The 11761-nt window shown below is 73.8% G+C and carries 8 protein-coding genes; 2 read left to right on the top strand and 6 right to left on the bottom strand.

The window, feature by feature from the left end:
- The 5 genes from ABZV94_RS36605 to ABZV94_RS36585 form a co-directional block, all read right to left on the bottom strand.
- The coding region (locus ABZV94_RS36605) for a wax ester/triacylglycerol synthase family O-acyltransferase (RefSeq protein ID WP_356348445.1) at nt 1-1417 on the bottom strand (1417 nt) is incomplete at its 3' end.
- A 147-nt stretch (nt 1418-1564) separates the two neighbouring features.
- Complete coding sequence (locus tag ABZV94_RS36600; protein ID WP_356348443.1) at nt 1565-3886, bottom strand: GH92 family glycosyl hydrolase; 2322 nt, start codon at nt 3884-3886, stop codon at nt 1565-1567.
- A gap of 126 nt (nt 3887-4012) precedes the next feature.
- Nucleotides 4013-5233: a glucose-1-phosphate adenylyltransferase gene (gene glgC / locus ABZV94_RS36595; RefSeq protein WP_356348441.1), complete on the bottom strand. Its 1221-nt coding sequence runs from the start codon at nt 5231-5233 to the stop codon at nt 4013-4015.
- Nucleotides 5234-5283: 50 nt separating this feature from the next.
- Nucleotides 5284-6435 carry a glycogen synthase gene (gene glgA / locus ABZV94_RS36590; protein ID WP_356348439.1) on the bottom strand — a complete coding sequence of 384 codons (1152 nt, stop codon included), beginning with the start codon at nt 6433-6435 and terminating at the stop codon, nt 5284-5286.
- A 40-nt stretch (nt 6436-6475) separates the two neighbouring features.
- Nucleotides 6476-7240, bottom strand: a complete 765-nt coding sequence (locus ABZV94_RS36585) for a (2Fe-2S)-binding protein (RefSeq protein ID WP_356348446.1) — start codon at nt 7238-7240, stop codon at nt 6476-6478.
- A gap of 228 nt (nt 7241-7468) precedes the next feature.
- On the opposite strand from ABZV94_RS36585, the gene ABZV94_RS36580 reads away from it, so the two are divergent.
- Nucleotides 7469-8848 carry a DMT family transporter gene (locus tag ABZV94_RS36580; RefSeq protein WP_356348437.1) on the top strand — a complete coding sequence of 460 codons (1380 nt, stop codon included), beginning with the start codon at nt 7469-7471 and terminating at the stop codon, nt 8846-8848.
- On the opposite strand, the gene ABZV94_RS36575 is transcribed toward ABZV94_RS36580, so the two are convergent.
- Nucleotides 8838-10022 (bottom strand): transglycosylase family protein, encoded by a 1185-nt coding sequence (locus tag ABZV94_RS36575; RefSeq protein WP_356348435.1) that lies wholly within the window; start codon nt 10020-10022, stop codon nt 8838-8840. The genes ABZV94_RS36580 and ABZV94_RS36575 overlap by 11 nt on opposite strands.
- A 271-nt stretch (nt 10023-10293) precedes the next feature.
- On the opposite strand from ABZV94_RS36575, the gene gndA reads away from it, so the two are divergent.
- Nucleotides 10294-11733 (top strand): NADP-dependent phosphogluconate dehydrogenase, encoded by a 1440-nt coding sequence (gene gndA / locus ABZV94_RS36570; protein WP_356348433.1) that lies wholly within the window; start codon nt 10294-10296, stop codon nt 11731-11733.
- Nucleotides 11734-11761 lie beyond the last annotated feature (28 nt).

Below are 11761 nucleotides of genomic sequence, written 5' to 3'. Positions count from 1 at the left end.
CGCGCCGTTCAGCACGATCCCCGCGAGCAGCAGCGGGACGCGGGCGGCGAGGGAGCGCGCGTCCGGGAGCAGGGCGAGGGTGCCGTCCATGGCGACAGACGGCCAGCAGTGTCTCCACCTCCGCCGACACCGCGCGAGCGAACCGGTCCAGGTCCGGCACGGCCTGCGCGTCGGCGACCAGCCCGTAGTGCACGCGCCCCCGGTACGTGGAGATCGCGACGGCCAGTGCCTGGCCGGGCGCGAGCGGGGCCAGGGGGTACACCTCGGCCAGCTCGTGGCCGCCCAGCCGGAGCCCGAACCCGGGCAGCGGCACGCTGGTGACCAGGATGTCGAACCACAGTCGGGCCGCCTGGCCGACCAGCGGCCCGCCCAGCCGGTGCCCGAGCGCCGGCACGTGGTCGGCGAGCAGCGCGACCGCGCCGGCGCCCCGGTTGGGACCCGCGTCCTTGTTGCGGAGCATCGCGGTCCGCACGGTTTCGAGACGGCCGAGCGGGTCGGACTCGCCCACCGGAAGCCGTATCAGGTACCCCGAGAGCCGGTTGCCCTGCGGCTGGGCGGTGTGGGGCCGGCGCCGGGAGACGGGGATCAGGGCGCGGGGTGCCACGCCCTTGCTGCCGTCGCCCCGCTCGTCCAGCCAGCGGCGCAGCGCGCCGGCGACGACGGCGATGAGGACGTCGTTCACGGTGCCGCCCGCGCTCTTGCGCACCCGGTGCACGTCGTCGATGTCGAGGACGACCCCGGCGGTGCGGCGGGTTCCGCTGGGCGCCGAGGTCAGCGCGGCGCACGGCCGCATGCCGAGGGTGGACCGGGCGAGCGAGGCGCCGATGTCGAGGGCCCGGCCCATGTCGGACAGCGCCCCCCGGACCAGCCCGGGCATCCGCGCGGGCAGCCGGCGCACGTCGGACAGCAGGCCGCGCGGCGGCTCGATGGCGCGGGGCGCGCGCTCGGGCAGGTCGACGGGGTCCAGGACGCCGGCGGCGAGCTTGAGCGCGCGCAGCCCGTCGGCGAGGGCGTGGTGGAACTTGAAGAGCACGGCGAAGGACACTCCGTCCTCGCCGGGCAGCACATGGGCCTCCCACGGCGGCCGGCCGCGTTCCAGCGGGCGCTCCATCAGTCGCCCGGCGACCGCGTGGAAGTCGTCGGTCGGGGCGTGCAGCCGTACGTGGTGGAGGGGGTCGAAGTCCGGGTCGGTCTCGCGGGCGGCGCCGCCGAAGGCGAGCGGCTGCCACAGGTCGCGGATGCGCATGCGCAGGCCGGGTACGGCGGCGGCCCGGGCGGCGAGCAGGTCGGCGGCGTGGGCCCCGGCGGTGGGCGAGTGCGCGGAGAAGACGCCGAGCGCTCCGAGGTGCATCGGGTGCCGGTCGGACTCCATGTTCCAGAAGGCCAGGTCGAGGGGAGCGAGCAGGTCGGAAGTCAAGGGCTTGCCTCACGCGTCGACAAGGGGTGGATCAGCAGTCAATCCCTGCTGGGCGATTACGGTCAAGCATGATCACGCTACGCACAGTTAACGCCCGGTTAAGTCCCGCCGCTCGGGAAACAGGCGGGACGCAGGCGACGGCTGAGGTCATTTCAGGACGGGCGGCGCCGCTTCGGGTGAGGTACCCCACTCCGACGGCCGCGGGCCGACCGTGAACGCGAGGGTGCGCAGGGAGCGCAGCGCGCCGGTCGTCAGATAGGTCCGGCCGTGCGGCCCGCCGTCCGTGCGCACGGCCTGTACGTAGCGGTCGGTGGCCGAGGTGCCGGGTGCGGTGATGGTCAGCCGGCCGGCGGGCCAGTGGCGGCGGTCCAGGGTGAGGTCGACGCGGTCGAAGACCGGGGTGGTCAGGCCCCAGGTGTCGTAGCCGGGCTGGACCGGGAAGAGGCCGATGGACGACAGGACGTTCCAGGCGGACATCGTGCCGAGGTCGTCGTTGCCGGTCATGCCGGTGGGGCTGTCGGTGAACAGGCTCAGCGCGGCGTGCACCACGTCCGTGGTCTTCCAGGGCTGGCCGGTGGAGAGGTAGGTGTACGGGGCGATGAGGTCCGGCTCGTTCATCGGGTTGTAGACGGCGGCGTTGTAGTAGGCGTACGGGTCGCCGTGCACCCACACGTCGCGGGCGGTGCCCTCCGGGTCCGCGAGCAGCCGGTCGTAGGCGAAGAAGGCGTCCAGGCGGGCGTTGGCCGCGCCGGTGCCGCCGATCAGGCCGACCATGCCCGGGACGTCCTGCGGGACGAGCCACTGGTACTGCCAGGCCGTGCCCTCGTGGAAGCCGGTGCCGCGGGCCGGGTCGGGCGAGCCGGTGAAGGCGCCGGAGGCGTCGCGGGCGCGGAAGAAGCCCGTGCCGGGGTCGAAGACGTTGCGGTAGTTGCGCGAGCGGGCGGCGTAGCGGGCGGCGTCGTCCGTGTGGCCGAGACCGCGGGCCATCTGGGCGAGCATCGCGTCGGCGAGCGCGTACTCCAGTGTGACGGAGGCCCCGTGGTGGTAGTCGGAGTCGCCCATCTTGGCGTACGGCCGGCCCTTGACGTAGGGCGCGAAACCGTTGGCGATGTACTCGGCGTTGGCCTCCCGGCCGATGCCCGGGTACTCGGCGGGCGGCACACCGTCGGCGTTCTTCCTCAGCGCGCGGTAGGCCCGCTCCTCGAAGCCCTTCAGGAGCCCCATCCGGTAGGCGGTGGTCAGGAACGGGGTGACCGGGTCACCGCTCATGATGTTCGTCTCGACCGGGCCGTAGCCCCACTTGGGCAGCCACCCGCCGTCCTCGTCGACCGCGACGACCGAGCGGGCCATGTCCCGTGCCTCGCGCGGGGCGAGCAGCGCGAGCAGCTGGGCCTGGGTGCGGTAGGTGTCCCACAGCGACCAGTTCTGGTAGTAGGTGAAGCCGCGGGCGCGGTGGGTACGGCGGTCCCAGCCGAAGTAGCGGCCGTCGGCGTCGCTGCCGATGTTGGGCGCGAGGTGGGAGCGGTAGAGCGAGGAGTAGAAGGTCCGGCGGAGCGTGGGCGTGCCGCCGCGCACCCGGACCGCGGCGAGCCGGCGCTCCCACTCCTCGCGGGCCCGGTGGCGTACGGCGTCGAAGCTCCGGCCGCCCTCGGCGCGCAGATTGCCGGCGGCGCCGCGCGAGTCGACGTACGACAGGGCGGTGGTCGCCTCGACGGTGCGGTCGCGGGTGGTGTCGAAGCGGACGTAGGCACCGCCGGATCCGCTGCGGGCGCCCGGCGTGACGGTGTCGCCGTCCCAGGTGCCGTAGGCGGTGAAGGGCCGGCTGAAGCGGGTGACGGTGTAGACCGTGTAGGGGCCGGTGTCCCGGCAGAAGCCGTGTCCCGTGATCTCGGTGCGCACGGTGCGGTCGTCCAGGATCTGCACCGAGCTGCTCACCGGCTTGTGCAGCGCCTGGGCCGCGTTCAGCAGGACGTTGGCCTTGGCGGTGGCCGGGAAGGTGTAGCGCTGCACGCCGGTGCGGGCCGTCGCGGTGAGTTCGGCGCGGATGCCGGAGGCGAGGCCGACCCGGTAGTAGCCGGGGCTCGCCTCCTCCTCGTCGTGCGAGAAGGCCGCCGCGTACTGGGCGTAGTCCGTCTGGGTGACGTCACCGGTGGTGGGCAGCACGGGCAGGTCCCCGCCGATGCGGCAGCCGACACCCGAGAGGTGGACCAGGGAGAAGCCGCGGATACGGTTCTGCGCGTAGTCGTAGCCGGTGCTGTGCCCGGTGTCCGGGGAGAGCTGCACCATGCCGAAGGGCACGGCCGCGCCGGGGAAGGTGTTGCCCTCGTTCTGGCTCCCGATGAAGGGGTTGACCAGGTCGGTGAGGTGGCCGTCGGTCCGCTCGGCGGCGCGTGCGGCGGGGGTGGCGATCAGCGCGGACGCTGCCATCACCCCGGCCAGGCACAGCCGTGTGCGCCGGGTCCCTCTCATGTCGGATGACCTCCGCAGGTTGGACATCGTTGCCTGCATCCTGGACGGCAGACGGTGCAAACCTGGGCATTCCGACAGGGTGATGTCGAACGCGTCGCGCCCCGGGGGCGGCTGACGCCCTGTCCGTCAGGGCACCCGCTGCCCCTTCCCCAACGCGATGACCCCGCCCTTGGACACGGTGTACAGCTCGGCGTCCCGCTCCGGGTTGACGCCGATCGTGGCGCCGGGCGGCACCTCGACGTTCTTGTCCAGCACGGCACCGCGGACCACCGCGCCCCGGCCGACGTGCACGTTGTCGTGCAGCACCGAGCCCTGCACGACCGCGCCCGGATCGACCCGTACGCCCGGCGACAGCACGGACCGGGTGACCTGGCCGCGGATCAGGCAGCCCGCGCTGATGATGGACTCGCTGGCGATGCCGCCCGCGTTGAAGCGAGCCGGGGAGAGCTGGTAGGAGTGCGTGTAGATGGGCCACTGCCGGTTGTACAGGTTGAACGCCGGACGCTCGGCGATCAGGTCCATGTGTGCCTCGTAGTAGGCGTCCAGGGTGCCCACGTCCCGCCAGTAGCCCTGGTCCCGGGTGGTCTCGCCGGGCACGTGGTTGTCGCTGAAGTCGTACAGCTGCGCCTCGCCGCGCGCGGTCAGCTGGGGCAGGATCGAGCCGCCCATGTCGTGCACGGACTGGCTGTCCTCGGCGTCCCGGTGCAGCGCCTCGATCAGCACCTTGGTGGTGAAGACGTAGTTGCCCATCGAGGCGAAGACCGTCTCCGGGTCGTCCGGCAGGCCCGGGGGGTCCGCGGGCTTCTCCAGGAAGCGCTCGACGGTACGGCCGTCCGAGCCCGGTGTGATCACCCCGAAGGAGGAGGACTGCGCGCGCGGCACCCGGATGCCGGCCACCGTCACCCCCGCGCCGCCCTCGATGTGCTGCGCGAGCATCTGCCGCGGGTCCATCCGGTACACGTGGTCGGCACCGAACACGGCCACGTACTCGGGCTGTTCGTCATGGACCAGGTTCAGCGACTGCAGGATGGCGTCGGCGCTGCCCAGGTACCAGCGCGGGCCGAGACGCTGCTGGGCGGGGACCGGGGTGACGTAGTTGCCGAGCAGGCTGGACATCCGCCAGGTGGTGGTGATGTGCCGGTCCAGCGAGTGCGACTTGTACTGGGTGAGCACGCAGATGCGCAGCACGTCGGCGTTGACGAGGTTGGACAGGACGAAGTCGACGAGGCGGTAGGTGCCGCCGAAGGTGACGGCTGGTTTGGCGCGGTCCGCGGTCAGCGGCATCAGGCGTTTGCCCTCGCCGCCGGCCAGCACGATGCCGAGTACGGAAGGCCCTCCACGACGCATGGCCGCTCCCCTCACCCTGGTTGAACCATGGCTGCCCCGAGCAGGCCGGACTAAGCCTGCTTGACGATCTCCTCGTAGAGCCCGGCCGTGCGGCGGGCCACCGCGTCCCAGCCGAACTCCCCCACCGCGCGGGCCCGTCCCGCCTCCCCCATCCGCCGGGCCGCGTCCGGGTCGCCGAGGACGGCGTCCAGCGCCCGGGCGAGCCCGGACTCGAAGTCGTCGTCCACGTCGACCAGGAGACCGGTCCGGCGGTCGTCCACGACCTCGGGAATGCCGCCCACCCGGGAGGCGACGACCGGCGTGCCGCAGGCCATGGCCTCCAGGTTGACGATGCCGAGCGGCTCGTACACCGACGGGCAGGCGAACGCCGCGGCATGGGTGAGGAGTTGGATGACCTCCGTGCGCGGCAGCATCTGCGGGATCCAGAACACGCCCGCCCGCGCCCGGCGCAGCTCCTCGAACAGCTCCTGGAACTCGCGGTCGATCTCGGGGGTGTCGGGCGCGCCCGCGCACAGCACGACCTGGGCCGCGGGGTCGATGTCCCGTACCGCGCGCAGCAGATGGGGCACGCCCTTCTGCCGGGTGATGCGGCCGACGAACAGGACGTAGGGGCGGGCCGGGTCGATGCCGTGCCGGGTGAGCGCGTCGGTGCCGGGGTCGGGCCGGTACAGGCCCGTGTCGATGCCGTTGTGGACGACGTGGACGCGGGCCGGGTCGAGCGCCGGGTAGCAGGCGAGGATGTCGTCGCGCATGGCGCCGGAGACGGCGATCACCGCGTCGGCGGCCTCGATCGCGGTGCGCTCGGCCCAGCCCGACAGCGCGTAACCGCCGCCGAGCTGCTCGGCCTTCCAGGGGCGCAGCGGCTCCAGCGAGTGCGCGGTGACCACGTGCGGGATGCCGTACAGCAGCTTGGCGACATGGCCGGCGAGATTGGCGTACCAGGTGTGGGAGTGGACCAGTTCGCGGCCTTCCAGGGCGGCGGCCATGGCGAGGTCCACCGAGAAGGTGCGCAGCGCGTCGTTGGAGCCGTCGAGGACGGACCAGGGCCGGTGGCGTACGACGCCGACGCCGCGCCCCTCGCCCCAGCAGTGCACCTCCAGGTCCACCAGGGCGCTCAACTCGCGGGCGAGGAACTCCACATGGACACCGGCGCCGCCATACACGTCCGGGGGGTACTCCCGGCTCAGCAGTCCCACACGCACCCGGCAACCCCCTGGTCTCGGTGGCAGGTTCCCCTCATGGTCACCCAGATGCGGCGCCCGGGGAAGAGCGCGGGGACGGGCGCGGCGGGCGGGTGAGGCAGCAGTCGCCGCAGAGCCCGCCGCCGGGCACCCGGTAGTACAGACAGCAGCTGCGGCGCCGGAACGCCATGCCGGTGCGGGTGCCGGTGGCGTCCAGCAGGGGGTGGGCGAAGAGGTCGCCGGTGAGCGCGCGGGTCCGGGCCGCGACGTCGGTACGGCCGTGGGCGCGCGCCCAGCGGCTCAGTTCCCGGGCGGTCGCGGCGAGCGCGGAGCCCGCGTTGCCCCACAGCAGGCCCGGCGCGACCCCGTAGCGGGACCGCAGGACCGCCGTGAGGGGCTCCAGGTGACCGTGCAGCACGGTGTCGGCGAGGGTGGCCGCGTCTGCGGGCAGCGGGCGCAGCTCGGTGAGCCACAGATCGTCGGGCACGGCGGCGCGGGCGTCCCAGCGCAGCAGGCGCGGGTCCAGGTCGGGCAGCCGGCCGTACAGGACGGCACAGCCGAGGGCCGCCGACCACAGCCGGGCGGCCAGTCCCTGCTGGGCGAGGGAGGCGGCGACCCGGGGCTCGCCGGTCCGGAGCCGTTCCGCGACGGTGGCGACGCGCAGCTCCAGGGGGTTGCGGCCGTCCTCCGTGGCCGCCCCCGCGTAACCCTCCGCGAGGGTCGGCAGCCGTCGTGCGCCGGCACCGCCGGCGGCTGCGGGGAGGGTGCGCAGGGCGAAGAAGCCGCCGAGCGGGCGCAGGGCTGCGAGAGCGGGGTCGAGGTCCACGACGGACACTCGTACCAGGCGCCGCGCGGGGGCGGTCGGGCGGGTGCCTGCCCGCGCTCACCCCTCCAGGGGATGATCACGCGGCGGGCGTACTCCATCGGCAGTAGGACGCATTGCGTGCTCAGGTACGACGACGGGAAGCAGCCGGGCGGGCAGAGTGTTGGCCATGGAAGCCGACCGTTCGCCGCGCCGGGCCCAGGACGCCCGTCGCCCGCAGAGGAGACACCGATGAGCGCCCTGGCGTTGTCCGTGCTCCTGTCGGTCGTCTCCGCCCTCGCCTACGCGGGCGGAGCGATCGTGCAGGAGCAGGTCGCGGTGTCCTCCCCCGACAGCGGGTACCTGCCGCTGCGCCGGCCGGGCTGGTGGGGCGCGCTGGCGCTCAACGGTCTCGGCGGCGTGCTGCACGTCGTGGCGCTGGCCTACGGGCCGCTCAGCCTGGTCCAGCCGCTCGGCGCGCTGACCATCGTCTTCGCGCTGCCCATGGCGGCGCTGTGCGTCGGCCGCCGGGCCGGTGCGACGGCCTGGCGGGGCGCGCTCATGGCCACGGCGGGCCTCGCCGGTCTGCTCTCCTTGGTCGGCTCCTCCTCCGGGCACTCCCTCACCCCGGCCCAGCGGCTGGCGGTCGCGCTGGTCACCGGCGGGGCGGTGGTGGCACTGATGTTCGCGGGCCTGGCCGCGCACCGGCATCCCGCCGTGCGCAGCGTGCTGCTCGCCACCGCCTCCGGCATAGCGTTCGGCATGTCGTCGGTGTTCACCAAGACCGTGGCCGTCGACTGGAGCGACGGCATCGCGCTGGGCGACCTGCCCTCGCTCGCGGTCATCGGCCTGTTCGCGGTGGCCGGCGTCCTGCTGTCCCAGGCCTCCTACCGGGGCGGCGGCCTCGCCGCCCCGCTGGCCACGCTGACCGTGGTCAATCCGGTGCTGGCCGCCGCCGTCGGCATCCTGATGTTCGGCGAGACGTTCCGCCACGGCACCACGGGCACCGTGCTCGCCCTGGGCTGCGGGGTGGTGGCGGCGGGCGGCCTGATCATGCTGACGACGGAGCGGATGACACGCGAGCCGGCCTCGGCGACGCCGCCGCAGGAGCCGGCGTCCGCCGTTCCGTCGCCGGATGCCCTGTTCCCGGCCGAGGTGCCCCCGGCGCGGCGTGTGCCGGTCACCACCGGGGACGCGCGTGTCGCCATGCCGCAGCAGCGCGAGGCCGTGGCTGCCGGGGCGCAGCGGGGCGGGCGCGCGGAGGCCCGGACCGGGTCGGGGGTGCGCGACGGGTCGGGCGCACCGACCGTCCGTGCCGGTACGGCCGCCTCCACGGGGAGCCCCGAATCGATCGATCCGGTCGTCCGCGCCGGGGCGACCGAGCCGGTGATCCGTACCGGGACGGCCGACTCGGCCGTGCTCGCCGGACAGGCCGCGCGGGTGGTGCGCACGGAGCCGAGCGGGCCGGCCGTGCCCGAGTCGCCGGCGTCCGGCCCGGCCGGCGGGGCGGGCGACGACGGGGCCGGACCGCCCGCCGACGGTGTGCTCCCGGCGTCGTACACCCCGCTGGCCGCGGGGGTCGCCGTACCTCTGCCGCTGCTGGACCGGCACCGTACCCGCGTCAGATTCTGACGCCGCCGGCCCTCAGATAGGCGAGCGGGTCGACGTCCGAGCCGAACCCGGGTCCCGTCCGCACCTCGAAGTGCAGATGCGGGCCCGTGACGTTGCCGGTGGCGCCGGAGCGGCCGATGCGCTGGCCCGCGGTGACGCTCTGGCCGGTGCGCACGGCGATGGCCGACAGGTGGGCGTACTGCGTGTAGCGGCCGTCGGCGTGCCGGATCACCACCTGGTAGCCGTACGAGCCGCCCCACCCCGCGGCCACCACGCGCCCGGCCGCCGCCGCCTTCACGGAGGTGCCGGTCGGCACGAGGAAGTCGACGCCGGTGTGGTACCCCTTCGACCAGTGCGAGCCCGCCACGTGGTAGCCGGTGCCGACGGACGCGGTCACCGGGGCGACGAGCGCGTGCCGGGCCGGGGGCGTCGTGCGGTGCGTGCCGGGATGCTCCGAAGGCGCCCTCTTCTTCGGTGCCTTGGGGGGCGCCGAGCGGGTCGGGGTGCCGTTCAGGCTGAGCCGCTGCCCCGGCATGATCAGGTCGGGATCGGCGCCGATCGTGGCGCGGTTGCCCGCGTACAGCGTGCGCCAGCCGCCCGCCACGTGGTGGTCGCCGGCGATCCCGGAGAGGGTGTCGCCGCGCACCACGGTGTACATCTCGGCCCGGCCGGCCCGGGACTGCGGGGTGGTCTGCGGCTGCACGTCCTTGACGGAGCGGGCGTGCGCGGCGGCGGACTTCGCTGGTCCCGAATGCCCGGAACCGCTCTCGGCGGGGCGCGTGGAGCCGGTCCCGGTGTGCACGTCGGGGGCGGGTCCGCCCCGGGCCAGCCCGGCCCGCACCGAGCACACCGGCCAGGCGCCCGGCCCCTGCCCGTCGAGGACCTTCTCGGCGACGGCGATCTGCTCGGCCCGGGTGGCGAGGTCGGCGCGCGGCGCGAACCGGGTGCCGCCGTAGGCCTCCCAGGTGGACTGGGTGAACTGGAGCCCGCCGAAGTAGCCGTTGCCCGTGTTGATGCTCCAGTCACCGCTGGACTCGCAGGCGGCGACCTTGTTCCAGGTGGCCACGTCGGCCGCGTCCGCGGTGCCGGCGGCGACCAGCGGGATCGCGAGGCCGGCGCCGCCCGCCGTGACGGTCAGTGAGGCGCGGTTGATCCTGTTCGGCTGGTACCGGCGGTGCCGGCCGCGTACGGCCATGTCCGAAATCCCCTCGGCATGCGTCAGGAGCGGCAAAAGTAAGCGCGACGAACAGGCCATGACAAGACAGGAAATCGGCCTCCCGCGCGGCCCAAGTGGCCGGGAACGGCCCCTGCTTGGTCCGACGGGCCGGTGAGTGAGGCGCAGGGCGGTCCCGCTGCGTACACATGCGTGGCGGGTCGGATGTGCGCTCGCCGTGGCGGCACGTCAGGATGGGCAAGGACCCGTACTGACGGGGCCGTAGTCACGAGGTAACCAGGGAGCAGGCGGTATGAGCACTTCAGCGCAGATCGGTGTCACGGGCCTCGCGGTCATGGGCCGCAATCTCGCGCGGAACTTCGCGCGCAACGGCTACACGGTCGCCGTGCACAACCGTACGGTGTCGCGGACGAAGGCGCTGGTGGAGGAGTTCGGGAACGAGGGCGACTTCGTCGCGGCCGAGACCGCCGAGGAGTTCGTGGCGGCCCTGGAACGCCCGCGCCGACTGGTGATCATGGTCAAGGCGGGCGAGCCGACGGACGCGGTGATCGAGGAGTTCGCCCCGCTGCTGGAGCCCGGCGACATGATCATCGACGGGGGCAACGCGCACTTCGCGGACACCCGGCGCCGGGAACGGGAACTGCGCGAGCGGGGCATCCACTTCGTCGGCACGGGCATCTCCGGCGGCGAGGAGGGCGCGCTGCACGGCCCCAGCATCATGCCGGGCGGTTCGAAGGAGTCGTACGGGTCGCTGGGCCCGATGCTGGAGAAGATCTCCGCGAAGGCGCAGGACGGGGCGCCGTGCGTGACGCACGTGGGTCCCGACGGTGCCGGGCACTTCGTGAAGATGGTCCACAACGGTATCGAGTACGCCGACATGCAGCTGATCGGCGAGGCGTACCAGCTGCTGCGCGATGTCGCCGGGTACGAGCCCGCGCAGATCGCGGACATCTTCCGCACCTGGAACACCGGCCGGCTCGACTCCTACCTGATCGAGATCACCGCCGAGGTGCTGTCGCACGTGGACGAGGCGACCGGCAAGCCGTTCGTGGACGTCGTGGTGGACCAGGCCGAGCAGAAGGGCACCGGCCGCTGGACCGTGCAGATCGCGCTGGACCTGGGCGTTCCGGTGTCGGGCATCGCCGAGGCGGTCTTCGCCCGCTCGCTGTCCGGCCACGCGCCGCTGCGGGCCGCCTCCCGGGACCTGGCCGGCCCGAAGCCGTCCCCGCTGAGCGAGTCCGAGGCGGCCGCCTTCGCCGACCGGGTGGAGCAGGCGCTGTACGCGTCCAAGATCGTGTCGTACACGCAGGGCTTCCACGAGATCGCCGCGGGCAGCGAGGAGTACGGCTGGGACATCGACCTCGGCGCGGTGGCCTCGATCTGGCGGGGCGGCTGCATCATCCGGGCCGCCTTCCTGGACCGCATCCGCGCCGCGTACGACGCCCGGGCCGACCTGCCGAGCCTGCTGTCGGACGAGACGTTCGCCCGCGAGATCGCCGACGCCCAGGACGACTGGCGGGAGGTGCTGGTCGCGGCGACCCGGCAGGGCGTGCCGACGCCCGGGTTCGCGGCGGCGCTTGCGTACTACGACGCGCTGCGGGCGGAGCGGCTGCCGGCGGCCCTGACGCAGGGGCAGCGGGACTTCTTCGGCGCGCACACGTACCGGCGGGTGGACCGGGACGGGTCGTTCCACACGCTGTGGGGCGGGGACCGCAGCGAGGTGACCGCGTAGCGCGGACCGCCTCGGTGGGCGCGGCCGC

The sequence above is a fragment of the Streptomyces sp. NPDC004658 genome (genome assembly GCF_040609555.1).
Classification (GTDB): Bacteria; Actinomycetota; Actinomycetes; order Streptomycetales; family Streptomycetaceae; genus Streptomyces.
This window is presented reverse-complemented; position numbering and strand designations above follow the sequence as displayed.

Coding starts and splice junctions, on each gene's coding strand:
- ABZV94_RS36600 (WP_356348443.1), bottom strand. CDS start 3,886: ATGAGAGGGACCCGGCGCACACGGCTGTGCCTGGCCGGGGTGATGGCA.
- glgC (WP_356348441.1), bottom strand. CDS start 5,233: ATGCGTCGTGGAGGGCCTTCCGTACTCGGCATCGTGCTGGCCGGCGGC.
- ABZV94_RS36580 (WP_356348437.1), top strand. CDS start 7,469: ATGAGCGCCCTGGCGTTGTCCGTGCTCCTGTCGGTCGTCTCCGCCCTC.
- ABZV94_RS36575 (WP_356348435.1), bottom strand. CDS start 10,022: ATGGCCGTACGCGGCCGGCACCGCCGGTACCAGCCGAACAGGATCAAC.
- gndA (WP_356348433.1), top strand. CDS start 10,294: ATGAGCACTTCAGCGCAGATCGGTGTCACGGGCCTCGCGGTCATGGGC.